This is a genomic window from Pseudomonas marginalis (genome assembly GCF_001645105.1).
Classification (GTDB): domain Bacteria; phylum Pseudomonadota; class Gammaproteobacteria; order Pseudomonadales; family Pseudomonadaceae; genus Aquipseudomonas; species Aquipseudomonas petroselini.
This window is the reverse complement of sequence record NZ_LKEG01000036.1, coordinates 55,022-79,574: the sequence shown is the minus strand read 5'-3', so window position 1 is coordinate 79,574 and position 24,553 is coordinate 55,022. Positions and strand designations below refer to the sequence as shown.

The 24,553-nt window shown below is 63.2% G+C and carries 21 protein-coding genes and 1 pseudogene; 6 read left to right on the top strand and 16 right to left on the bottom strand.

The window, feature by feature from the left end:
• Window positions 1–157: 157 nt before the first annotated feature.
• A complete protein-coding gene (locus tag AO064_RS11960; RefSeq protein WP_012724613.1) occupies window positions 158–586 on the top strand; it encodes a nuclear transport factor 2 family protein in 429 nt (142 codons plus the stop codon).
• Window positions 587–609: 23 nt separating this feature from the next.
• Here AO064_RS11960 and AO064_RS11955 read toward each other — a convergent pair.
• Window positions 610–1,934 (bottom strand): annotated as a pseudogene (locus AO064_RS11955) (aminotransferase-like domain-containing protein).
• Window positions 1,935–2,026: 92 nt separating this feature from the next.
• Here AO064_RS11955 and AO064_RS11950 point away from each other — a divergent pair.
• Window positions 2,027–2,917, top strand: a complete 891-nt coding sequence (locus AO064_RS11950) for a DMT family transporter (RefSeq protein ID WP_064053405.1) — start codon at window positions 2,027–2,029, stop codon at window positions 2,915–2,917.
• Here AO064_RS11950 and AO064_RS11945 read toward each other — a convergent pair.
• Entirely contained in the window at window positions 2,914–3,480 is a 567-nt protein-coding gene (locus AO064_RS11945; RefSeq protein WP_064053404.1) for a YceI family protein, read from the bottom strand. The two genes, AO064_RS11950 and AO064_RS11945, sit on opposite strands and share 4 nt — an antisense overlap.
• A gap of 122 nt (window positions 3,481–3,602) precedes the next feature.
• Here AO064_RS11945 and AO064_RS11940 point away from each other — a divergent pair, with 122 nt between their 5' ends.
• A complete protein-coding gene (locus AO064_RS11940) occupies window positions 3,603–4,097 on the top strand; it encodes a PaaI family thioesterase (RefSeq protein WP_046034816.1) in 495 nt (164 codons plus the stop codon).
• Window positions 4,098–4,141: 44 nt separating this feature from the next.
• Window positions 4,142–5,029: a YghX family hydrolase gene (gene yghX / locus AO064_RS11935; protein WP_046034815.1), complete on the top strand. Its 888-nt coding sequence runs from the start codon at window positions 4,142–4,144 to the stop codon at window positions 5,027–5,029.
• A 63-nt stretch (window positions 5,030–5,092) separates the two neighbouring features.
• Here the strand turns inward: yghX and AO064_RS11930 are convergent, their stop codons facing one another.
• Window positions 5,093–6,277 (bottom strand): DUF2252 domain-containing protein, encoded by a 1,185-nt coding sequence (locus tag AO064_RS11930; protein WP_064053403.1) that lies wholly within the window; start codon window positions 6,275–6,277, stop codon window positions 5,093–5,095.
• Between the two features lie 75 nt (window positions 6,278–6,352).
• The gene (locus tag AO064_RS11925; protein ID WP_046034813.1) at window positions 6,353–7,231 is read right to left on the bottom strand and encodes a LysR family transcriptional regulator; all 879 of its coding nucleotides are present in this window, start codon (window positions 7,229–7,231) and stop codon (window positions 6,353–6,355) included.
• 131 nt (window positions 7,232–7,362) lie between these two features.
• On the opposite strand from AO064_RS11925, the gene ampC reads away from it, so the two are divergent.
• Window positions 7,363–8,505: a class C beta-lactamase gene (gene ampC / locus AO064_RS11920; protein ID WP_064053402.1), complete on the top strand. Its 1,143-nt coding sequence runs from the start codon at window positions 7,363–7,365 to the stop codon at window positions 8,503–8,505.
• Between the two features lie 58 nt (window positions 8,506–8,563).
• Here ampC and dctM read toward each other — a convergent pair whose 3' ends face one another.
• The 8 genes from dctM to AO064_RS11880 form a co-directional block, all read right to left on the bottom strand.
• Entirely contained in the window at window positions 8,564–9,844 is a 1,281-nt protein-coding gene (gene dctM / locus AO064_RS11915) for a C4-dicarboxylate TRAP transporter large permease protein DctM (protein WP_012724622.1), read from the bottom strand.
• Window positions 9,844–10,476, bottom strand: a complete 633-nt coding sequence (locus tag AO064_RS11910) for a TRAP transporter small permease (protein WP_046034810.1) — start codon at window positions 10,474–10,476, stop codon at window positions 9,844–9,846. Before AO064_RS11910 ends, dctM begins: the two co-directional genes overlap by 1 nt.
• A gap of 132 nt (window positions 10,477–10,608) precedes the next feature.
• Window positions 10,609–11,592: a TRAP transporter substrate-binding protein gene (locus AO064_RS11905; RefSeq protein ID WP_012724624.1), complete on the bottom strand. Its 984-nt coding sequence runs from the start codon at window positions 11,590–11,592 to the stop codon at window positions 10,609–10,611.
• A 221-nt stretch (window positions 11,593–11,813) separates the two neighbouring features.
• Window positions 11,814–12,626, bottom strand: a complete 813-nt coding sequence (locus tag AO064_RS11900) for an HpcH/HpaI aldolase/citrate lyase family protein (protein ID WP_012724625.1) — start codon at window positions 12,624–12,626, stop codon at window positions 11,814–11,816.
• 29 nt (window positions 12,627–12,655) lie between these two features.
• Entirely contained in the window at window positions 12,656–13,849 is a 1,194-nt protein-coding gene (locus AO064_RS11895; protein WP_064053401.1) for a CaiB/BaiF CoA transferase family protein, read from the bottom strand.
• Window positions 13,850–13,858: 9 nt separating this feature from the next.
• Window positions 13,859–15,208 (bottom strand): MmgE/PrpD family protein, encoded by a 1,350-nt coding sequence (locus tag AO064_RS11890; protein ID WP_064053400.1) that lies wholly within the window; start codon window positions 15,206–15,208, stop codon window positions 13,859–13,861.
• Window positions 15,209–15,218: 10 nt separating this feature from the next.
• Window positions 15,219–16,382 (bottom strand): acyl-CoA dehydrogenase family protein, encoded by a 1,164-nt coding sequence (locus tag AO064_RS11885; RefSeq protein WP_046034805.1) that lies wholly within the window; start codon window positions 16,380–16,382, stop codon window positions 15,219–15,221.
• A gap of 42 nt (window positions 16,383–16,424) precedes the next feature.
• On the bottom strand, window positions 16,425–17,243 hold the full coding sequence (locus AO064_RS11880) for an HTD2 family dehydratase (protein ID WP_064053399.1): 819 nt from the start codon (window positions 17,241–17,243) through the stop codon (window positions 16,425–16,427).
• 147 nt (window positions 17,244–17,390) lie between these two features.
• On the opposite strand from AO064_RS11880, the gene AO064_RS11875 reads away from it, so the two are divergent.
• Window positions 17,391–18,290 carry a LysR family transcriptional regulator gene (locus tag AO064_RS11875; protein WP_046034804.1) on the top strand — a complete coding sequence of 300 codons (900 nt, stop codon included), beginning with the start codon at window positions 17,391–17,393 and terminating at the stop codon, window positions 18,288–18,290.
• On the opposite strand, the gene AO064_RS11870 is transcribed toward AO064_RS11875, so the two are convergent.
• The 4 genes from AO064_RS11870 to AO064_RS11855 are packed head-to-tail and all read right to left on the bottom strand — an operon-like array spanning window position 18,277 to window position 24,493.
• Window positions 18,277–21,153 (bottom strand): bpX6 domain-containing protein, encoded by a 2,877-nt coding sequence (locus tag AO064_RS11870; protein ID WP_064053398.1) that lies wholly within the window; start codon window positions 21,151–21,153, stop codon window positions 18,277–18,279. The two genes, AO064_RS11875 and AO064_RS11870, sit on opposite strands and share 14 nt — an antisense overlap.
• A complete protein-coding gene (locus AO064_RS11865) occupies window positions 21,146–22,942 on the bottom strand; it encodes a hypothetical protein (protein WP_064053397.1) in 1,797 nt (598 codons plus the stop codon). Before AO064_RS11865 ends, AO064_RS11870 begins: the two co-directional genes overlap by 8 nt.
• Window positions 22,929–23,375, bottom strand: coding sequence for a bpX5 domain-containing protein (locus AO064_RS11860; RefSeq protein ID WP_064053396.1), 447 nt, complete (start codon window positions 23,373–23,375; stop codon window positions 22,929–22,931). Before AO064_RS11860 ends, AO064_RS11865 begins: the two co-directional genes overlap by 14 nt.
• Window positions 23,372–24,493: an AAA family ATPase gene (locus AO064_RS11855; RefSeq protein WP_064053395.1), complete on the bottom strand. Its 1,122-nt coding sequence runs from the start codon at window positions 24,491–24,493 to the stop codon at window positions 23,372–23,374. Before AO064_RS11855 ends, AO064_RS11860 begins: the two co-directional genes overlap by 4 nt.
• Between the last annotated feature and the right edge of the window lie 60 nt (window positions 24,494–24,553).

Genomic DNA, 24,553 nt, shown 5'->3' with positions numbered 1-24,553 from the left:
GTACAAGAACAATGAAATCTTGAGACCGAGCAAACCCTCAGCACCGTGTAAATATCCGAAATTTTACTTTCCAAACGGCACAAGAGTATTGCAATGTTGTACGACGACATAGGCGGTAACGTGTTGTCCCACCCCCAACAACAATAAGGAAACACCCATGCAAAAAGTCAAAGTACTGATCGGTTTTCTGTGCCTGTTCAGCGGCTACGTGGCCGCAGCCCCCGCCGCCGATAAAGACGTCGCCCAAGCGGTCGACCACCTGACCCAAGCGATGCTGCATAAAGACCTCAAGCAGCTCCAGAGCCTGACCGCCGAGAACCTTACCTACGGCCACTCCAGCGGCAAGATCCAGAACAAGCAGGAATTCATCGCCGATATCGAGACCGGTCGCAGCGGCTTCAAGACCCTCGAAATGCAGAAACAGACCATCACCTTGAGTGGCGATACCGCCTTGGTCCGCAACCACTTCTCCGCCCTGGCAGTGAACAGCGGCAAAGAAGTGCCCACCGAAATCGAGAACTTCCAGATCTGGCAAAAGCAGAAAGGCCACTGGCTGCTGATCGGTCGCCAGGCGTTTAAATTCTAAGGGCTAGCGGTGAGCCGCCTGGCTCACCACTGCACGACCTTGCGCACCGTCAACAACGCTTCGCGCAACGCCGCCATGTCCACCGACCCCAAGGCCAGCCGTAGTGAGTGGGGTACATGGGCCGAGACGGAAAACGGCTCGGCGGTTGACACGGAAATGCCCTCGCGCTGCAAGGCCATGGCGACCTGATCGGCGCGGGCCTCTTGCGCCAAGGGCAGCCACAAGAAATACGAACAGGGATGACAGGTGTACGCCAGGCCCTTCAACACCTGGGCTGCCAGGGCCTGGCGCGCCTGGGCATCACGGCGCTTTTGCGCTTCCAGCTGCGCCACTGTGCCGTCCTCGATCCAGGCCACCGCAATCGCACTCATCACGCCGGGCACGTTCCAGGTGGTGGCCATGATGCTGCGTTCCAGCCCCTTGACCCATCCAAGCGGCGCCACCACAAACCCCACCCGCAGGCCGGTCGCGACGCTTTTCGAAAGCCCGCCCACATACACCGTGCGCTCCGGCGCCAGGGTAGCCAGGGGCGGCGGCGCGTCCTCGGCCAGAAACGCATAGGCCGCGTCCTCGATGATCATCAGGTTGTGCTGCCGGGCGATCGCCACCAGCGTCTGCCGCTGGTCCAGGCTCAGCACCCAGCCCAGCGGATTGTGCAGCGTCGGCATGCTGTACACGGCACGCACCGGGCGCTTGCGACACAGGTTGTGCAGCGCGTCCAAGTCCGGGCCTGCCGCCGTGACCGGGATCGCGACAACGTCCAAGTGCAGGCTCTCGGCCAACACTTTGAACCCTGAATAGGTCAACGCATCCACCGCGATCACATCCCCGGGCTTGAGCAACGCCATCATCGTCACCGCCAAGCCGTGCTGGGCGCCGCTGACCAGCAGCACTTGGTCGGCCTCCACGCTGAGCCCCCTGCTGAGCACATGCCGCGCAAACGCTGCACGCTCGTGCAGGCGGCCGGCGTGAGGCTGGTAACGCAACAACGCTTCGAGGTCGCCGGATAACGCCAATTGGCGTAACGCCGTGCGCAGCAGGTCCGCCTGGCCGGGCAGCGACGGGTAGTTGAAGTTGAGATCCAGCATCCCCGCCGCCACCGTCATCTGCCCACTGCCCTGCCCCGGCGGCAACGCGATCTCGCGCACGAACGTGCCACGCCCGGTTTCCCCGCTGACCAGGCCATGGCTTCCAGCTCGGCGTACACCCGGCTGGCGGTGACCAGGGCCAGGCCATGATCGGCGGCCAGTTGCCGGTGCGTCGGCAGCCGTGTGCCGGGCGGCATTATCCCGCTGCGAATATCTGCGGCGAAGCGGTCGACCAGGGACTTGTAGCGAGCGCGAGGCATAGACACTGTATCCATGACAATTTTTTGATTGTATTAATGCTGCCCCCTAGGATGGCCTGAACGCAACCTCTCCTTCCTTTCGGGCGCCCTTCATGGAACGTACATCCCCCTTCAACACCCTGGACAGCCGCACGCAAGGCTGGATCAACGGCTTTATCGGCGTGGTGATTTTCAGCGGTTCCCTGCCCGCCACACGCCTGGCCGTGATGGAGTTTGACCCGGTGTTCCTGACCATGCTCCGCGCGGCCATCGCCGCCGCCCTGGGGCTGTTCCTGCTGTGGCTGTTCAAGGAAAAACGCCCCGCACGTCATCAGTGGCTGCCCCTGGCGATCGTCTCTCTGGGTGTGGTGATCGGCTTTCCCTTGCTCACGGCGCTCGCGCTGCAATACGTGACGTCCGCCCACTCCATCGTGTTTATCGGCCTGCTGCCCCTGGCGACCGCTGTATTTGCCGTGCTGCGCGGTGGCGAGCGCCCGCACCCGGTGTTCTGGGTGTTTTCGATCCTGGGCAGTGGGCTGGTGATGGGGTATGCCGTCGCCCAGGGGCTGAGCGCCGCACCGGCCGGCGATCTGCTGATGCTGCTGGCGGTGCTGGTCTGCGGCCTGGGTTACGCCGAAGGCGCCAAGCTGTCGCGCAGCCTGGGCGGCTGGCAGGTGATCTGCTGGGCATTGGTGGTGTCGATGCCGGTGGTGGTGCCCTTGAGCCTGGTATTGGCGCCGCCGAGTTTCAGCGGCATCAGCCTGCCCGCCTGGCTGAGCCTGGGCTATGTGGCGTTGTTCAGCATGTTGCTCGGCTTTGTGTTCTGGTACCGCGGCCTGGCCCAGGGTGGCATCGCCGCCGTGGGCCAGTTGCAATTGCTGCAACCGTTTTTCGGCTTGGCGCTGGCGGCGGGCCTGCTGCATGAGCCGGTCAGCCTGGGCATGGTACTGGTGACGGTCGCGGTGATCGGCTGCGTGGCGGGTGCAAAGCGGTTCGCCCGTTAACGCTGCGGCGCGACCATCTTGAACTTGATGTTGATGTCATTGGACACCACGCGATTGCCGGCCCATTCGCCCTCGCCAATCTTGAAGTCGCCGCGCTTGAGGATGAACTCACCGTCGAACACGCCGATACCGCCTTGCTCCTTGAGCACCACGTCGACCGTCACCGGGTGCGTGATGCCCTTGAGGGTCAGGTTGCCGCTGATGGTGTAGCGGTTGTCCCCCAGGGCCATGACACCCGTGGACTCGTACACGCCCACCGGATACGTCGCGGTGTCGAACCAGGACGCACGTTGCAGCTCATCGTTCGCGTCGGGGCTGCCGGCGTCGATGCTCGCGAGTTGGATCTTGAGCAACGCATGCCCGGCTTCGGGTTTTTGCGTGTCGAAGGTCAAGCTGCCCTCGAACTCGCTGAAGGTGCCATACACCCGCTGCCCCAATTGTTTATACGTGAAACTGATCTGGCTGGCGGTGCGGTTGACGTCCTTGTACTCCACCGCCTGGGCGCTGGCGCCATAGGCAAGGATCAAAGCCAGTAAAGCGACCGGGGACATTCGACGTTTCATTCAACGCTCCGCTGGAAGTAACGACACAGGTACTGAGCTGGTAGGTCATACCAGGGATTTATTCCAATCAGGCGTCTGTCCTGCTAAACAGAGTAGTCGCCCAAGCACAACAAGGATTCTGCATGCACGCCCCTTCACTCCAGGACACCACCGCGCCGGAAGGCATCTGCTACGGCTGCGGCGGCAGCAACCCCCACGGCCTGCACATCAAGAGCCGCTGGGACGCGGACGGCACCCACCTCGTGGCCGAGCACCTGCCCGAGGCAAAATACAGCGGCTGGCCCGACCTGGTCTACGGCGGATTGATTGCCATGCTGGTGGACTGCCATTCCAACTGGACCGCCATGGCCTACCATTACCGCGCCGAGCAACGCGAACCCGGCAGCCTGCCGCGCATCGACTGCGTCACCGGCAAGCTGGGCATCACATTCATCAAGCCAACGCCGCTGGGCGTCACCCTCACCCTGCGCGCGCGGGCTGAAGGCGACGTGGGCCGCAAAACCCGCGTGATCTGCGAGGTGTACGCCGATAACGTGCTGACCGCAGTGGGCGATTCGATCTTCGTACGCGTCGACACCGGCCAGCTGGCCGCCGCCGCCCATGGCCGTGAGGGCTGATCCTGGTCTACATTGACTGCCAACGCTAATCGAGGATTGCACCGATGACTCGTCTCACCGCGAAAGACTTTGCGCCCGAACTGCTGGAACTCTACGACGGCTATGCCCACGGCAAGATCAACCGCCGCGAATTTCTCGACCGCGCCGCGCTGTTCACCTTTGGCGGCCTCACCGCCTCGGCCTTGCTCGCGGCCCTGAGCCCCAACTACGCCCTGGCCGAACAGGTGAAATTCACCGACCCGGACATCGTCGCCGACTACATCACCTACCCCTCACCCAAAGGCAACGGCAACGTACGCGGCTACCTGGTGCGCCCGGCCAAAGCGGCCGGCAAGCTGCCGGCAGTGGTGGTGGTCCACGAAAACCGGGGCCTCAACCCCTATATCGAAGACGTCGCCCGACGCCTGGCCAAGGCCGGTTTTATCGCCCTGGCGCCCGACGGCCTGACCTCGGTCGGCGGCTACCCCGGCAACGATGAAAAAGGCGTGGAACTGCAACAGAAAGTCGACCCGACCAAGCTCATGAACGACTTCTTCGCCGCCATTGAATGGCTGATGCACCACGACAGCAGCACCGGCAAGGTCGGGATCACCGGCTTCTGCTATGGCGGCGGCGTGACCAATGCCGCAGCGGTGGCCTACCCCGAACTGGGTGCGGCGGTGTCGTTCTATGGACGCCAGCCGGAGGCCAAGGATGTGCCACGGATCAAGGCGCCGATCATGCTGCACTACGGTGAGTTGGACACGCGGATCAATGAAGGCTGGCCGGCGTACGAGCAGGCGTTGAAGGCGGCAGGCACCCGCTATGAGGCATATATCTACAAGGGTGCCAACCACGGTTTCCATAATGATTCGACGCCGCGTTATGACGAGGCGGCGGCGAATCTGGCGTGGAAAAGAACGCTCGACTGGTTCCATAAATATTTGGCCTAGACGCCCCTTAAATGGGGGAGCTGGCTTGCCTGCTCCCCCATTAGATCCACTGCGTTCACGAGGTCAGTGTTCCAAGGCATACCGGCGGCAATGGTTGAGGTAACCCTGCTCATGGCTACCCACCAGTTGCACCACGCTGGTCCAGAGCCAGGACGGCGCGTCCAACTGCTTGGAGCGGTTCTCCTGCAACACCGCCATCCAGTCCTTACGCGTGTCGCGATCCATCTGCCGCGCATGGGCAATACCGACCACCCGCGCGAGGTAGCCGGCGGCGTGCATGGCATCGATCTCGCTCAGTTCGTCCAGCTCCAGCTTCATGTCCTGGGGCAGCAGTTCACGGATAAAAAACCCGTGATCCAGAAAACGCGTGGCCACCATCCGCTCACCCAGGCCCGGTGACAGCTGACGTGCACCCTCCACCACGCGACGACCGTTATCCCTCGGCATCTTCGCCCGCGCCGCACGGGGTGCAGCAGCCCCGACGGCTTCCTTGATATCAATCAGGCAATACTCTTGATCATCGTCGTCACCCACGCCGAGCAAGGCGGCATACCGCAGCAAGCCGAGCGAACTGCAGCCCTTGACCCAATAGGCCGAGTCCAGCAGTTCGACCCTGGCATCCTTGGGCCGCCCCTTGAGGGAGGTGACCAATTGATGGATTTCATCCGAGGCACACAGGGTTTGCAAGGCGGCTTTCTCAGCCCGTGATAACGACCAGAAATGCTTGCCCAAGGGGATGGTCGGCCGGGCGCTTTCGATGCGCTCACGCGCGAGGTTTTTCCAAGTGCGCGCCACCGCGCTGCGCATGCCCGCCTTGACCTGGGACGGACGTGGCGGGACCTGGTCGGGTTTGTCTTTGAACGCCTGTTCGTAGCCCAGCATCATTTCTTCGAGCATACGTGCGGTGGTGACGCCGGGCAGGTCCGAGCCGCGTGCAGCGGTCGCCAGGGACAAGGCCAGGCGCACCAGATCGTGGGTCGGATTACCGATAACCGTCTGGTCAAGGTCGCGGATATGCATATCGATGCGGCCCTTGGTGTCCCCGGTAGGCCCCAGGTTACCGGCGTGGCAGTCGCCGCAGATCCAGATGGCCGGGCCGTGGGGCAAGCGGCGGCCAGTCTGGCTGTGCAGCCACTCATAAAATTGCACGGTGCTGCCGCGTACGTAAGCGTGGGCGGAGCGCGCCATCTTCAAGTTTCGCAATTGGGTCAGGTGAGGCATGCGGGCGGAGGGGCGCGGTATTTTCATGGAATCACTCAGTGCAGGTGTTGCGGTAGAGCGCTGGCCCCCGGAAAATGTTTCATTATGTTTCAAAAAAAGCGTTCAGCCCGGCTGCGCCATGTCCCGCAACCAGCCCTTGAACGCCAGCATCGCCGAGGTCTCCGCCCGCGACTGCAAGCGCGTCAGCCAATAGCTGCCGGTGGTGATGTCGACGTCGAACGGCTGGCGAATGACATCGCTCTCCAGTTGCCGCGCAAACATCATCGCCGGTGCCAACGCCACCCCCATGCCTTGCAAGGCTGCCTCCATCATTGCCAATGACGAGTCGAACACGATGCTGCGCGGGGCCAGGGTGTCGGCGGGCAGCCCGGCCGCCTGGAACCACAGGCTCCACTCATCGGCGCGGTAGGAGCGCAGCAACGTGTGTTTGAGCAGGTCAGCGGGTGCGTGCAGTTGCTCGGCCAATTGCGGTACGCAGAGCACCGTCAAGGGTGCAGCCAACAGTTCGCAGGCATCCGTGCCATGCCAGGCACCGGCGCCAAAACGGATGGCGTAATCCAGGCCCTCGGCGGCCACATCGACGCGGTTGTTGTGGGTGGAAAGGCGCAGGTCGATAAACGGATAGCCGCGTTGAAAATCCGCCAGGCGTGGCAGCAACCACCCTACCGCAAACGTGCCGACGGCCCCCACGGTGAGGACCTCGCGGTAGTGCCCGCCTTCAAACTGGCCCAGCGTGTGGGCGATGCGGTCAAAGGATTCACGCACCACCGGCAGCAGGGTTTCACCTTCGCGTGTCAGCATCAGGCCCCGTGGCAGGCGCTTGAATAATGTGACATTAAGTTGCGCCTCCAGGCTTTTTACCTGATGGCTGACCGCCGCCTGGGTGACGCACAATTCAATGGCCGCACGGGTAAAGCTCAAGTGACGGGCGGACGCCTCGAATGCGCGCAGGGCATTGAGGGGCAAATGGGAACGCAGCATGCTTTACCCTAGATTTTCTAATGGCAGATGCAAGATATCATCGTTTGTCGAAGGGACGGAACCTCACTAGATTTGCGACGCCTGCGCAGGCTCTGATCGTCAGCGCATCATTTACATGGAAGCGAGTAATCATGAACTTCAGCGTACGAAATTTCCTGTTTTCGGCCTTATTTTTCGTCTCCGGCACCAGCATGGCGGCGACCGATCTGCGCAAGGTCGTGGACAGTCATGTTGAGCCCCTGATGCAGCAACAAGGCATTGCCGGCCTGTCGGTGGCCGTCGTCAACAAAGGCAAGGTGCAATACTTTAACTACGGCGTCGCCAATAAAGACAAACAACAGCCGGTGACCCAAGACACACTGTTCGAGATCGGCTCGCTGAGCAAAACCTTCACCGCCACCCTGGGCGGCTACGCCGAGGCCAGCGGCACGCTCAAGCTGTCGGACAAGGCCAGCCAGCACCTTGCAGCCCTCAAGGGCAGTGCCTTCGACCGCATCAGCCTGCTGCAACTCGCCACCTACACCCCCGGTGGCCTGCCGCTGCAGTTTCCGGACGCCGCCGACAACGCCGACGCCATGATCGGCTATTTCCAGCACTGGAAACCCGCCTACGCGCCCGGTGCGCAGCGTCTCTACTCCAACCCGAGCATTGGCCTGTTCGGCTACCTGAGCGCCCAAAGCCTGGGCCAGCCGTTCAACACGGCGATGGAGAAAACCCTGCTGCCCAAGTTGGGCCTGAAGAACACCTATGTCAGCGTGCCTGCTGATAAAGCCGACGCCTACGCCCAGGGCTACGACAAGCAGGACAAACCTGTACGCGTCAGCCCCGGCGCGTTGGACGGCGAAGCCTATGGCATCAAGACCAGCACCCAGGACCTGGCGCATTACGTCATGGTGAACATGCACCCGCAAACCCTGGAGAAACCGCTGCAACAGGCCATCGCCACCACGCACACCGGTTACTACACGGTCAACGGTATGACCCAAGGCCTGGGCTGGGAGTCCTACCCCTACCCGATCACGCTGCAAGCGCTGATGGATGGCAACTCCACACCGATGGCGATGGAGCCGCACAACGTGAAGTGGCTGAACCCGGCTCAAGCGCAACCGGCGAACGTGCTGTACAACAAAACCGGCTCAACCGGTGGTTTTGGTGCCTACGTGGTGTATGTGCCGAGCAGGGACATCGGCGTGGTGATATTGGCCAACAAGAATTACCCGAATGCCGAGCGCGTGAAGGTGGCCCATGCGATCTTGAGTGCACTGGATAACTGAGGCCAGCGACAACACTAAACGGTGGGAGCAAACTTGCTCCTACCGTTTTTTGAGCGTGTTACATACCCAACCAGTGCGGCAACGCCAACGAGATAAACGGCAAGTAGGTGACCATGATCAGGAACACCAACAGGATCATCAGCCACGGCAACGCCGCACGGATCGTCTGCCCCAGCGTCAGCCCCGTCACCGCCGACGTCACAAACAGGTTCAACCCCACCGGCGGGTGCACCAGGCCGATCTCCATATTCACCACCATCACGATACCCAGGTGAATCGGGTCAATGCCCAGCTTCATGGCAATCGGGAAGAAGATCGGCGCCAGGATCAGCACGATGGCCGAAGGCTCCATGAAGCTGCCGGCGATCAACAACACCACATTGACCATGATCAAAAAGCCTATCGGCGTCAGGCCTTCGGAGAGCACCCAAGCGGTGATTTCCTGCGGGATCTGCTCGGTGGTCAGCACATGGGCAAACAGCATGGCGTTGGCGATGATGAACATCAGCATGATCGCCAGGCGCCCGGATTCCAGCAGCACCTTGGGGCAGTCGCGCAGCTTCATGTCCTTGTAGACGAACAGCGCGACGAACGCTGAATAAACCGCCGCCACCGCCGCCGCTTCGGTCGGGGTGAACATGCCGCTGTAGATGCCGCCGAGGATGATCACCAGCAGCAACAGGCCCCAGAAAGCTCGCCGTGCGCAGGTCAGCCACTCGCGGAAGGTCGCTCGCGGCTGGGCCGGCAGCTTCTTGATGCGCGCGACGATGTAGATCGCGATCATCAGCATCAGGCCCAGCAGCAGCCCCGGAATGACGCCCGCCATAAATAGCTTGCCTACCGAGGTTTCAGTCGCCGCCGAATACACCACCATCACGATCGACGGCGGGATCAGGATGCCCAAGGTCCCCGCATTACAGATAATCCCCGCACCGAATTCCTTCGGGTAACCGGAACGCACCATCCCCGCCACGGCAATCGAACCCACCGCCGCCACCGTCGCCGGTGACGAACCCGACAGCGCCGCAAACAGCATGCACGCCAGCACCGCCGCAATCGCCAGGCCGCCACGGATATGGCCGACGCAGGCGTTGGCAAAGTCGATCAAGCGCTGCGCCACGCCGCCGGTGGTCATGAACGCACCCGACAACAGGAAGAACGGAATCGCCAGGAAGGTATAGGCGTCGGAGGTTTCGAACAGCTTGATCGCCAGGGAACTGACCGAGTCCTGGCTGAACATCAGGATCGACACCGCACCGGACAAGCCCAGGGAAATCGCGATGGGCACACCCAGGAACATGAATACGAATAACAGCAGGAATAAACAGAGCACGGCCATCAGTGACGCTCCTCATGGCTGCCGGCCAATTTGCTGGCCTCACCGGCCTCGTCGGCCAGCCCCAACCCGACCTGGCGGTGGGTAAAGATGCGGTAGAAAATTTCCAGATAGCGGATGAACACCATGGCGAAACCAATGGGCACGATCACCACGATGTCACCGACGTCGATGCCGTACTGGTCGAGGTCTTCGGCGCCGATATGCGCGCCCATGACCGCACTCACCCACTTGTAGCTGGCGACCATGAACAACCCGGCGTAGGCCAGGCAGCACAGGCAAGCGAGCATACCCAGCACGCGCTGCACCGGGCGCTTGGTCAGCTTGACCAGTGCGTCCACGCCGAGGTGGCCGGCGGTGCGTACGCCGTAGGAAATGCCGAAGAAAATCAGCCAGCCGAACATGGCCTTGGTCAGCGCTACGCTCCAGGTCATGTCCTGGGCCCAGGTCATGGTGTGGTCACCCAGCGCGCCGAAGAACTGGCTGCTCCAGGCCCACTTGTCGGACAGGGCAAAAAACAGCGTGTAGATGTTGTTGAGCATGACGTAGACGAATGTCACCAGGGTCATGGCGGCCAGCAGGAAAGCGATAAAGCCTTCCTCCAGGTGCTCCCAGACGCGCCTTAGCGTTTGCATGGCAAAACCTCGCGAAAGCAAATGAGATATCGATATGTGGGAGGGGGCTTGCCCCCGATAGCGGTGGGTCAGAGACAGATGGGCAAGCTGACACACCGCAATCGGGGGCAAGCCCCCTCCCACATTGGGGGGTTACCGATTGGAGGCGTCCGCGGCCTTGATCAGATCAGCCCCGATCTCACCCTCGAACTTCTGCCACACCGGGCGCATCGCTTCGCGCCAGAGCTGGCGTTGCTCGGGGGTCAGTTCGATGATTTCGCTGGTCTTGGCGTCGATGATTTTCTGCTTGGCCGACTGGTTCAGCGCCTCAGCCTGTTTGTTCACCTCGACCGTGACCTCGACCATGATCTGCTGCAGGGTGCTACGGATATCCGGCGGCAGGCCGGTCCAGAACTTGGCGTTGGTGATCACCATGTAGTCGATCAGGCCATGGTTGGACTCGGTGAAATACTTCTGCACCTCGTTGACCTTCTGGCTTTCATAGTTCGACCAGGTGTTTTCGGTGCCGTTGACGGTGCCGGTCTGCAGACCTTGGTACACCTCGGCAAAGCTCATCTTGCGTGGGTTGGCGCGGATCGCCTTGAACTGTTCTTCCAAGACGCTGGAGGCCTGCACGCGGAACTTCAGGCCACGGGCATCCTTGGGTTCATGCAGCGCTTTGTTGGCAGAAAGCTGCTTGAGGCCGTTGTGCCAATAGGCCAGGCCGAGGATGTTTTTGTCCTGCATGGACGTCAGCAGTTCCTTGCCCTGGGCTGCCTGGAAACGGTCGACAGCGGCAAGGTCGTTGAACAGGAACGGCAGGTCGTAGATCTGCACTTGCTTGGTGTATTGCTCGAACTTGGCCAGGGACGGGGCCAGCATCTGCACGTCGCCCAGCAGCAGCGCTTCCATTTCCTTGCCATCGCCGAACAGCGACGAGTTCGGGTACACCTCGACCTTGACCCTGCCCGGCAAGCGTTCTTCGGCAAGCTTTTTGAACAACAACGCGCCCTGGCCTTTGGGGGTGTTTTCGGCGACCACGTGGGCGAACTTGATGACAATCGGGTCCGCCGCCTGGGCCAGGCCCGCGGCAAACAAGGTGGCGGCGCACAGCAGCGCCCGGGAGAGCTTGAGCATGGAAAATCACCTTCTTATTGTTGTGTTGTCAGGCAAGGTGCCTGATGTCAGGCGTGTAGTGAATTTCGAATTCTAGATACCTGCGTTCGGCCAAGCCGAACGCCAAAAACCGGTTCGATCCCGTGTGGCGAGTGAGCTTGCTCCCGTTGGGCTGCGAAGCGGCCCCAGGAAAAACCGGAGCGCTGCGCGCGCCAACGCGAGCAAGCTCGCTCGCCACAGGTTTACTCGGCAGCTAATAACCGTTGTGCCCGCAGCAACACCGGGGCATCCACCATCTGCCCATCGATCTGGTAGGCCCCTGCCCCATGCGCGCCGGCGTCCACCACGCGCTGGGCCCAGGCCAGGTCCTCGGCGCTCGGCGCCAGCGCTTCATGGATCACCGGCACCTGCTTGGGATGGATACACAACGCCCCGGCAAACCCCATTTCATAGGCATGCCGGATCGAACGGCGCAGGCCCTCGGGGTCATCGATGGCCGGGTGCACGCCGTCCAGGGGCGCTACCAGGCCGGCGGCGCGGGAATGCACGATCAGCGCCAGCCGCGCCTGGTCGAGGGCGAACTGCGCGGCCGGGGAATTGCTGCTCAGGTTCAGGTCCAGCGCCAGGTCCAGCCCGCCGAACGACAGGCGCTCCACCTGCGGCGCCTGGGCGATCTCGGCCACGGCCAGCAAACCCCGTGCGCTTTCAATAATCGGCCAGATGACTTTGCCGGTGGCCGCTACCACAGCAACCTGGGCAGCACTTTCGACCTTCGGCAGCAACACCCCCGCCACGTTCGGATGGGCTTTGCAGAACGCCACATCCTCGAAATGCTCGGCGTGCTCCGGCGCGTTGATGCGTACCCACACCTGAGCCTCGGGATGCGCCTGCAGGAACCCCCCGAGGTTATCCCGCGCCTGGCGCTTGAGCGGTTCTTCCACCGCGTCTTCAAAATCCACGATCACCGCATCGGCACCACTGGCCAAGGCTTTGGAAAATCGCTCCGGTCGGCTACCGGGCACAAACAACGCCGAACGAACCAAGGGCCTTGGCATCTGTTGAGTTCCTTATTATTGATAACGTGTTAAATAACACCGCGTGCACGCAGACCGTCGATGGCGTCTGCCGAGTAACCCAACTGATCCAGGATGCCATGGCTGTGCTGCCCCAACCCTGGAACCGCGTCCATGCGCGGGGTGAACGCGGCATTGCGCGCCGGAGGCAGCAGCGACGGCAACGGGCCGGCCGGGCTGTCGACCTCGCGCCAGCTGTCACGCGCCTTGAGCTGCGGGTGGTCCCACACGCCTTGCATATCGTTGACGCGGGCGCTGGCGATTTGCGCGGTTTCCAGGCGCTGGATCACCGCTTCGGCATCGAGCAGGGCAAAACTGTCAACGATGATCTGGCGCAGCGCTTCACGGTTGGCCGAGCGCTTGAAGTTGGCGGCGAAACGCTCGTCCGTCGCCAGTGTCGGCGTGAGCAGCACCTTGTCGCAGAACGCCGCCCATTCGCGCTCGTTCTGCAATCCGAGCATCACCGTGCCGCCGTCGCCGGTGGGAAACGGCCCATAGGGATAGATCGTCGAATGCGCGGCCCCGGCCCGCGGCGGCTGGGGTGCGCCGTCGAACGCGTAGTACATCGGGTAGCCCATCCACTCCACCAGGCTCTCCAGCATGCTCACGTCGATGCGGCTGCCCTTCCCCGTCTTGCCGCGCAGCAGCAGTGCCGAGAGGATGCCGCTGTAGGCGTACATGCCCGCCGAGATGTCGGCGATGGAACAACCGGCCTTGGCCATCTGGTCTTCGCCGGGGCCGCCGGTCACCGAGAGAAAACCGCCCTCACTCTGGATCAGCAGGTCGTAGGCCTTCTTTTTCTCGTAGGGCCCGCCTTCGCCGTAGCCGGAAATGTCGCAAACAATCAGGCGTGGAAAACGCGCCTGCAGTGCCTCGAACGACAAGCCCATGCGCGCCGCCGCACCGGGCGCCAGGTTCTGCACCAGCACATCGGCATCGGCCAACAGGGTGTCAAGGATAGCGCCCGCCTCGCCTTGCTTGAGGTCCAGTGTCAGGCTTTCCTTGGAGCGGTTGGTCCACACGAAATGCGAGGCCAGGCCGCGCACGCGCTCGTCATAGCCACGCGCAAAGTCGCCGCTGCCGGGGCGTTCGATCTTGATGACACGGGCGCCCAGGTCGGCCAACTGGCGGGTACAAAAAGGCGCGGCAATCGCGTGTTCCAGGCTGACAACGGTGATGCCGTCCAGCGGTCGTTGGTGAGTCATGACGGTTCCTCAGAGCCAATGGGCCATGGATGCGGCGTTGCGTAAGTCCCAGACCTTTTCAGTCAGGGCATGGGCCTCAAGCGGCGTGCGGGCGCCGCTGAATTGGGCGAGGCGCTGGAATTTATCCGCCAGCTCTCGACGGCTGAGGGTGTTGCCCGGGTCGCCCTTGGGCTCGTCGATGGCGCCGTGCAGCGTGCGGCCGTCAAGGGTGGTGACGGTGACGCGGCCGAGCCAGCGCTGGGGGTAAGCGCCGTCGACTTCGGCGTCGAGGGTCATACTGACCTTGTCGCGAAAGCTGGAGACGGCCGGGTCGGTCAGCGCCCGCGCTTGGAATTCCGTGAGCCCGGCCTTGCCATGCACGGCGATCAAGCCCAGCACGGTGCCCATGGAGAACTTGGCCTGATGCACGCTGGTCGGCACGGTCACGCGCCCCAGCACATCGATGGCGCCTTGATGAACCCGCGTCTCCACATGGGCGATATCGGCGGCGGTGAGGCGTTCGCGCTGCATCAGGTCCAGCAGCGCATCGGCCGCCGGATGCGTATGGCGGCACGAGGCGTGGAACTTGAACGAGGTTTCCAGCAGCGCCCAGCGGCTGCCCAGGTCGGCGGACAACTTGCTCGGCTCGGCATCGCTGGACATCCCCGCCGCCAAGCCCTGGTCGCCTTCAAGGATATTGCGTGCACCGGTCAGCCCTTCCGCCGTCAGGTACGCGGCGAGCAAACCGTCCGCCGCCGCCTTGGCCGTGTGCAGTTGCTTGGAGTCGGCGGCATCGCGCAGGAACTCCCACAGCCCGGCGGCCTGCGTGCCGGCGCTGCCGAGCAGGTTGATGAATTGTTCTTGATTGAAGTCCAGCAGCTTGCCCACCGCAACGGCCGCCGCCAGGGTGCCGACCGTGGCCGTGGTGTGAAAGATGCGGTAGTGGGAACGGCCCATGAATTCGCCGATACGGATACCGGCTTCATAACCGGCCACCGAGGCCAGCAGCAAGTCGCGGCCGGATTTGCCCAGGTCCTGGGCGGCCGCCAACGCTGCGGGAAACACCACGGTGGCCGGGTGCAAAACTGAACTGTTGTGCAGGTCATCCTGCTCCACCAGATGGGAGGAAGCGCCGTTGACCAGCGCGGCGAAATACGCGCTGGTGCTGGCGCCGTTGACGATCACCTGCGCCGGGCCGCTGCTTGGCCCCATTTTCTGCGCATAACGCTCGAATAACGGGATCGGGTGCGCACCCTGGCTCGCCAGCGCCGAGGCCAGCCAGTCCAGATACAGGTCTTCGGTACGCGCCAGCACGTCTTCCGGCAGGTGCGTGTCATTCAGCTCGGCGAGGAACCGACACAGGGCTTGGGTATGGCTCACGGTCAGGCCCTCAGAAACTGCGCGGCAGTTCGAGCAAGTGCTCGGCCACGTAGGACAGGATCAGGTTGGTGGAGATCGGTGCCACCTGGTACAGGCGCGTCTCGCGGAACTTGCGCTCCACGTCGTATTCGCAGGCAAACCCGAAGCCGCCGTGGGTCTGCAGGCACGCATTGGCTGCCTCCCAGGACGCCTTGGCCGCCAGGTACTTGGCCATGTTGGCACTGGCCCCGGCATTTTTGCCGCTGTCGTATTCCTCGCAGGCACGCCAGCGCATCAGGTCCGCCGCTTCGATCTCGATATGCGCTTCGGCGATCGGAAACTGCACGCCCTGGTTCTGTCCGATAGGCCGGCCAAACACCACACGGTCGCGGGCATAGGCGCTGGCCTTCTCGATAAACCAGCGGCCGTCACCGATGCATTCGGCGGCGATCAGCGTGCGTTCGGCGTTGAGGCCATCGAGGATGTATTTGAAGCCCTTGCCCTCTTCGCCGATCAAGCTGTCCAGCGGCAGCTCAAGGTTGTCGAAGAACAGCTCGTTGGTTTCGTGGTTGACCATGTTGGCAATGGGCTGCACGGTGAGGCCATGACCGATGGCCTCGCGCAGGTCCACCAGGAAGATCGACATGCCTTCGGACTTTTTCTTCACTTCAGCCAGCGGCGTGGTGCGCGCCAGCAGGATCATCAGGTCGGAATGCTGGATGCGCGAGATCCACACCTTCTGGCCGTTGATCACGTACTTGTCGCCGCGCTTGATCGCGGTGGTCTTGATCTTGGTGGTGTCGGTGCCGGTGGTGGGCTCGGTCACGCCCATGGACTGCAGGCGCAATTCGCCGCTGGCGAGCTTGGGCAGGTAGAAGCGTTTCTGCGCTTCGCTGCCGTGGCGCAGCAAAGTGAACATGTTGTACATCTGGCCGTGCACGGTGCCCGAGTTACCGCCGCAGCGGTTCACTTCTTCGAGGATAACCGAAGCCTCGGCCAGGCCCAGGCCGGAACCGCCGTACGCTTCGGGGATCATCGCCGACAGCCAGCCGGCGTCGGTCAGCGCTTTGACGAAGGCTTCGGGGAAGCCCTTTTGCTCGTCAATCTTGCGCCAGTAGGCGGCATCGAATTCGGCGCACAAGGCGCGCACGCCTTCGCGGATGGCATTGAGTTCTTCATTGTCGTTCGGGTTCATTAACGGCTCTCCGCCTGTTGTTCTTGGATTATTCGACTTGGATTATTCGAAATGCACCTGGGCTTGCTGCGCCAGGCCGTCAGCGTTACCGGCCCACAGCTTCGCCACGCCGGTTTCAGTCACGCGGCCCGCCACTTCAAACGGCTGCGGCGCAATCAACGGGCGCACACCGCGATAGGCAAAACGGCGCAAGGTGGCTTCGGGGTGGGCACGGCAGAACGCGCGCAGGCTCAGGGTGGCGATCAACGGCCCATGCACCACCAGGCCTGAGTAGCCTTCGGTGCCGGTGACATAGGGGTAGTCGTAGTGAATGCGGTGACCGTTGAAGGTCACGGCGCTGTAGCGAAACAGCAGGGTCGGCGTGGGATCGATCGCTTCGTGCCATTCACCGTGCTCCAGCGCCTCTGCGCTGCCGGCCTTGGGCGGCGTGGGTTCGCGGTAGACGATGTCCTGTTCTTCGCGGATCGCCAGGCGACCGTCCTGGGCATAGTCGTGGCGCACGGTGACAAACAACAGCGAACCGGTGCGGCCGGTCTTTTCTTCGACCTGAGTAATGGTCGACACGCGGGTCGCCGCCTCCCCGGCACGCAGCGCGTGCAGAAACTCGATACGCCCACCGGCCCACATGCGGTTGCGGTTGTCGGCCGGCGGCAGGAACCCGCCACGCGCCGGGTGGCCGTCGCTGCCCAGAGCGGTTTCCGGCAGCGGGTCCTGGAAGAAGCACCACTGCCACAACGGCGGTAGGTCCGCGCCGTCCTCGGGCACTGCCTCGCCGAACGTAGCGGCGATACGTTTGAGCAGGTTATGGCTCAGGTGGTCGTGAGCGGTTTCGCTTCGGCCGATCCAGTCAGTGGCGCTCATCGGGTGCGGTTCCTCGGGCAGTGAGTGTCTGCCCCGGATCATGCAAGCGCCCGCCCGTTCTGAGAATTTGCATTTCAATAAACCAGCGTTCGGTTATGCTGAACGCCAATTCACTGAAAACACCGCATACCCCTGTGGGAGTCTTGCATGCACTTCGACCTGGCCGACCTGCGCCTGTTTATCCACATCGCCGAATCCCCCAGCCTGACCCAGGGCGCCAAGCGTGCGTTTCTTTCGCCGGCCGCCGCCAGTGCACGGATCAAGGCCCTCGAAGGCCAGCTCGACACCCGCTTGCTGTACCGTGACAGCCGTGGCGTGGAGATCACCCCGGCCGGTGAACGCCTGCTGCACCATGCGCGGCTGATCATGCGCCAAGTGGACTACCTCAAAAGCGAATTCACCCAATACGGCGTGGATTCGGCCGGGCATATCCGCATCTTCGCCAACACCACGGCGGTCACCGAATTCTTGCCGGAAGTGCTGGCGGGGTTCCTGTCACAAAGGCCTGGCGTCACCGTCGACCTGCAGGAGCGCCTGTCTCGCGACATCGTGCGCGGCGTGCTCGATGGCACCAGCGACATGGGCATTATCGCCGGCCCCGTGGAAGCGGCGGGTTTGCAGGTGCTGCATTTCAGCACAGACACCTTGGTATTGATGGTGCCGGTCGGCCACCCGCTGGCAGCGCAACCGTCAGTCACCCTGGAACAGACCCTCGCCTACCAGCATATCGGCCTGCATGAAGGCAGCACCTTATTGAGTTTTTTGCGCGAACACGTGGAGCGGCTGGGCAAGCACTTGTCGCTGCGTATCCAGGTGTCGAGTTTCGAGGCGATCTGCCGGATGGTCGAAGCCGGTGTAGGCATCGGCATCATTCCGGAGTCCGCCGCCGTGCGCCACAGTCGCACCATGCACGTGGTGGCGGTAAAGCTCGATGAGCCGTGGGCGATTCGCGAACGCAGCATCCTGGTGCGGGAGCTGGAGGCGTTGCCCGGCACCATTCGTGCGTTGATCGCCACGTTGATGCCGGACTCGGTCAATGCAGGCTGAGGTTGCGCTGGCGGGCGTCTTCCACCGTGATGTGGCTCAAACGTCCCTGGTCATCGAATAACAACCAGCCATCGCCGGTGCGACGGATATTCACCTCGTAGCGCGGCCAATGCAGCACAGCACACACGGTGTCACTGCCACGATGGATAAAGTGCCAGCGGGTGTCGCGGTCACTGGCGATATAGCCGAATACCAACCAATCCGCGTCGACGACGATGCGCACCGGGTCGCTATCGAAGCACCCTTCATCACAGCCCGTCAGGCGATACCCCTTGCGGTTGCCGTCGACATCCAGGATCAGCACGGGCTCTTCGTCGTCGCTGTACCGGATCAGGTACTCAACGGTTTGATCGAGCGCACAGAACAGCGCGTGGCTTTCCTCTGACTGCGGCGACGCCGGCTCACGCCCCGCCAACCGCCGCTCAGGCAGGCGATAATGCCAGCGCTCAAAGCCTTCCAGCGGGTTATGGAGCCACAGGAACTCATTGCGTTCATCACTTTTGAGGGCGCGAACCGAGCCTGGCAAGTCGCTGACGTGCCACAGGGTTTCAAAGCCGCGATCCACGTCCACCACACGCAGTTGCCGGCCTTGGCCGAGGGTCCAGGTGCTGCCATCAAACTGATCGGCGAACACGTCGAGCACCTGCACGCCCAAGTCGGTCGCAGCGCGGTTGACCAAGTCCAACTTGCTGATGCGCCACACCGTGTCGCGCCGGGTCAGCACCAGCGCCATTTGCCGGCTGTGCGCCAAGACAATCCGCTGGGCCGGCACGGCGAAATGGAACAGCGCCGTGCCGCTGGCATCCGTCACCACCGCACCGGCCTCGCCCAGTGCCACCAGGTAACGCTCGTCATCCAGCGACACCGCATCGTATACGGAGCGGCTGCCCTGGACGGGGGCTGACCACTGCAATGCCTCGCCCACGCGCTCCAGCGAGCGCACGGCGGGACGTTTGAGTGACTGGCCAGGCAAGTCCGCCTGCAAACATTTGTCCCGGCTCATTTTGACCAGCGACTGCAGTTGGTTGAAGTTGAGCCCCCCGCGCCCACTCAGCTGGTCGGCGAGCACCGCGTGCACGGTGGCACCGGCGAGCCAGGCCAGGGCCACGGTGTCGGACTTGTGCGCCAACAACGTGTGCGCCAGGGCATCCCGCTCGGCGCAACGGCTGGGATCGTCACGCAGCTGTTCGATCCAGGGTCCGTAAGCTTCCAGGGTTTGGGGCAGCAATATGGCGCGCTTTACCAAGGCGCCAATCGCCAGGCGCCCACCGGCCGCCTCGGCATCGAGCAGCCATTGAGCGGCGCGCGGGCGCTCTTGCGGCAAGCTCCACACCACCTCGACGGCTTGCAACCACAGGCCCTTGGCGATCAGCGACTCGGCCCACTCCAGGCGTAAACGGTCGGCGATCTGCGGCTGCTTGGCCTGAAGCAACACCACCGCATCGGCAAATGCATCATCACGACGCGCCACCAGCAAGGCGCGCTGCCAGTTCTCGGCCAGGCACAGCAGGCGCACGATGACCGCAGACGGCATGTCCCAGGCGAGAGCGAGGTCGGCGGCCTGTTGGTAGCGCGCGTGCTTTTCCAGGTAATCGAGTGCTTCCTGGCGTTCCTTGAGCAGTTCAGCGAGTACGAATACCGCTTCTTCGATACGGTTTTCGCGGGCCAGGCGCTCATAGGAGCGCCGGTAGATCTGGCGCAGGTGCTCGGTCAGCCCTTCCTCGAAGCGGTAGGTACGGCTGGGCCCGTGCTGTTGGCTGAGGGTCAGGTCCTGGCGCCGCTGCGGCGTACCGAAGTGCTGTTCGGCATTCGAGTGCTGGTCACCCAAGGGGATGGCATGGCGCAACGCTTCGGCGAAATCGCCGTCCTCGAACATCTCCAGCATGCGCTGCATGTAAGCCGCCTGGCGCTTGCCGTACAGCCTGGACAGCTTTGAATGCTCGGTCAGGCGGGTCAGCCAGCGGCGCCAGGCCGCCGGCTTATGACGAGCCGGTTTGGCGCGCTGGGGAATGCTCGCGGTGTCCGGGGCTTGCGGCACTGCGCCGGTAGGCCGCGCACCTCGGCGCAAGAATTTGTTTAGCGCTACCAGCAAGGCGGTGAAGACAATGGCGCTCAGCAACATGCCCAGGATCACGCCGCTGATGTCTTCGGTGGTCGTGGCAGACACCGGTGTCAGCGGCACGGATTGGCCCTGGGTGGCCATCCAGATCAACCCTGCAACCAGGGCCAGGGTGACGCCCAGTTTCAACGCCGGATAGGGTGCGGACTCCTCGTTGCCCCATTGGCGTGCAGCCTTGGGGGGCGGCGCTTTCGGTGCGGGTGATTGCCGCTCCAGCAAGGCCCGGATCACGCCCTCCTGCTCGGGGCTGACCGGCGCCAATCCGCCCAGGATCTCGCGTACATCGGTGATCACCGGCTCAGGCAGGGCCGGCACGACGGGCGCATGACAATCGAAGGTATCGAGCAAGGTGTAGGCGCTGATATCAAGCCACTGCCCAGGTTCCAGGGCCTGGGCATCGCGCAACTGCAAAGCGTGCACCTGGCTGCCGCGCACCAGCCACAGGTCGGCGGCCGGTAAAGCGCGCAGCTCCTCGGCGCTCAGCTGGGCCGAACACAGGCCACGGCCCTGACGCACCAGCGGCCACCCGGCAAGGGCCTGGCAATCCAGCGCGACCGGCGTGCTGAATTGCACTAAATCGCCGTCGGCAAAACGGTAGGCCATCGCGCCCGTGCGCCAGTGCTCCAGCATCAAGCGAGCCCGTTCCTGCAGCGCAAAGCGCTCGGCGGGCAACCACATGCCGTCGATGGATTGATGCCCGGTCAACAACGGCCGGCGGATCAACTGGGATTCTTGCTCAAGCATGGGCAGGCTCATGTTTCAGGTCACACATCACTTGCAAACGCATGGCGCGCTCGGCAACGTTGAACACCAATAATTCCCGGGCAGTGGTCAGCACCGCCACCAGGCCGCTCATGGGGCAGAAACTCGCACGGGCAATCGGTGCCGTCGTGGTGAACAGCGTCTGTTGTTGGCCCTCGGTGTACAGGCCAACGGTGTGCTGGTTCGGCCCCAGCAGTACCAGCGAATAGCGTTCCTGCGCCGCCACGTGGTGATGCAGACCGATGGCGCTCCAGCCGGGCGCCAAGTCGATCTGTACCTTTTTCGCGGGAAAACTGTCGTGGGTCACCAGGCGCCAACTCTGGCGGCCACCTTGGTGAGTGAGTAATGCGCAGCCACCAAAGGCGTACTTCCAATGCGGGGTGCTGGCGAACAGTATCTGGCTCACACCGGCAGCCGCACCGACTGCATAACCGTGACTGCGGGCACCGGAGGACGTCGCGGGGTAAGCCACCAGTTGCCCACCCTCGATGCGGGCGTAGACCAACGATAAGGCATCCAACTGCGCCAGCCCCATGACATTGTCCGTCACCGAGAAACATTCTGCCCTCGGCGCGTGGCCAGGCCGCTGCCAGTGAGCAAGGTGACCGTTTGTATCGAGTAAATACAGGCGCTCCGCCTGTTCGCCGCGCAGCCACACCGCGGGCAGAAAGGTCGCGGTGCCCGGTGGCAGGTGCATTTCTTCGCGTGTGGGCTTGTTGACCGAAACGAGACTGGGGATATTCCAGAAGGTCAGGATATTGCCATCACCGAGCACCGCACCAAGGCTGCGGTAGTTAAAGGTGGCCGCGAGCACGTGCTGATGCTTGCCCCACAGGCGACGTCGCACTTCGAGGTTTTTTTTCTGGTTCTTGTGCGGCAGCTTGATCACCACCATGCCGTGCTCATCGAGCAAGCGCAGGGCGACATAGTTGCCGGAACCGGAGATGACCGGCGGCAGGGTCAATGCAACCCGCGCCACTCGGCCGGCAGCGGTCGGTGCCGGCGTGTGCACGGCGTTATCGAACTGGCCCTTGAGCAAGCGCACGGCCTGCTGCTCCTCCGGCAGCGGCAGCGACACGCGCCGCGACTGCAAGGCGAACGTCAGGCTGCGCCCATCCAGGTTGCGCGTAATCTGCACGCGGTGGGTGCAGACCTTGGGATCCGTGGGCGGCAAGCGCTGGCCGACCACCCAGCATTCTCCAACCGCGTGGTCGGCCAGCGCGTCACGCCAGGCCAGCCAATGGTCGTCGCTCACGACCTCGTAGGTGCGGGCGTCGAGCAGGCGCTTGAGCTGCGCCGATGAGTCCAGCTCATGCAACTCGGGCGTGGCTTGCAGAATGCCCCAGCGCAATTGCGCCCCCGCCTCTTCGGCACGCCGCGCCAGCAGCATCAACAGCGCCAGGTGCACCAGGCGCGCAGCCCCCAGTTGCAAGGGACCCGCATCAAACAGCACCACAATCAGGCGGTTCGCTTCACGGGCACGGTAGTGCGGGGCGAGGAACATATGCTCACCGCCGACCGCCCGGCGCAGGAACTCATCAGGCACTTCATCGGCCAGCAGCCATTCACTGGACAGCAGTCGCTCATAGGCGCCGCGCCGATGCAGGTCGCCCAGGCCATCGGGCTCCGGCACTCCGCCCTGGTGCAGGCCGCGCAGCGGTCCGAGCAGAGGGTTGAGTCGACCGAGCAGGTCGGCGAACAGGGGCAGGTGTTGCGGGGCAAACCACTCCAGCCACTGCCGCCAGGGTTGCAGCGCCTCAGGCAGTTGCATGGGCGACTCCCCAATAGGCGGCGATACGTTGCAGATGCGCGGGCGACACGGCCAGCAGACGGTCCAGCGGGATCACCGCCTGCGGGTCGTGCCACACCAGCAAGGGCGCGCGTTTGAAGCGAGCGGACAAGGCCTGCCCCAACAGGTCCTGTGGCACCTGCGGTTCCCAACTGGTCGGCAGCCAGAGGTGCGGCGCGCTGGTGCTGGGCGCAGCGTAAGCAACACCGTCGACCCAAGGCAGGTCAGCCATTACGCCCGTCACCACCAGTACATCACCATTGGCAGTGGCTTGCAGCCGCGCCGCATGGTCGGCCGCGAGCAGCGCCAGGCGTGTGTGCAGGCGCCGGGCAACACCGCCCCAGGCCACGGCGGCCTGAGCCTCGGCGGGCACTGGCCGTGAACGCCAGGCCCAAGGCTGGGTCAGCGCACTCATTCGCTGGGGGTCAGCAATCGAGTGAGTTGTCCCCGCGCCTGCTGCAGAGGTTCGGGCAGGGTCTGGCTATTGAAATTGGCATCGATCTCGCGCAACAGGCCTTCGAGCAGGCTACTGGCCGGCGGCTCGGCACGGGAGAGGTAGTCTTCGGCGGTTTCCAGCAGCCGATTCACACGTGACATCGGCTGCAACGTCGCCTCTTCCACCGCGCTGAACAAATGGCTGTTGCTGGAGGCAGCAAACAGGTCGCGCAATACTTCGCGGCCGTGTTGCTGGGTAGCCTGGGTCGGCAACACGTACAGCAGCGGCCACAAGTCGGCGTCGCTGGCTTCCAGGCGACCACTGAGCAATGCAGCGGCCGCGATCAAGCGCTGGGACTTGACGATGCGCCGGTCAGACAACTGGATGCCGGCTTCGCGCAGCCGGCGAATGGCTTGGGCCAGGGCTGGGCGCACAGCGGTCAGGTCGACGTGTTTCAGGGCCTGGCCGAGCGTGTCCAGTTGCGCAAGGCCGAGCAACTGTTGCACCGGGCGCTGCTCCGACTGCCAGCCGCCGGCCAGCATGGCTTCCAATTGATTGTCCGGCACCGACTCGACAAACAGATGCAACAGGAAACGGTCGCCGAAGGCCGCCAACGCCTCATCATCCGGCAGGCCGTTGGCGGCGCCGACGCACACGCGCAGCGGGCATTGCACCTGGGTATGGCCACGACGGAATCGGCGCTCGTTGAGTACGCCCAGCAAGGTGTTGAGGATCGCGGTAGAGCCCAGGAAGACTTCGTCGAGAAACACGATATCGGCTTCCGGCAGCATGCCGCTGACGTCGGTTTCCACCGTGCCTTCGCGCAGCTTTTTCAGGTCTACCGCGCCGAACAGTTCGGACGGTTCGGTGAAACGTCCGAGCAGGTATTCGAAGTAACGCCCACCCATGGACTGCGCGACACGCCGCACCACCGCGCTTTTTGCAGTGCCGGGCGGCCCGATCACCAGGATGTGCTCCTGGGCCACGGCTGCCAGCACGATCAATTCGGCCAGTTGCTCGCGCCCGACCAAGCCTTCGGTAGCGGCACGCACGGCGTGGCGGATTTGCGCGGCAGCGCTCTGCAACGGAGCAATCATGGGTGTCTTCCCTGAAACCAAAGCGGGGAATCTTGCCTGAGGCTAAGGTATTAGCAAAGC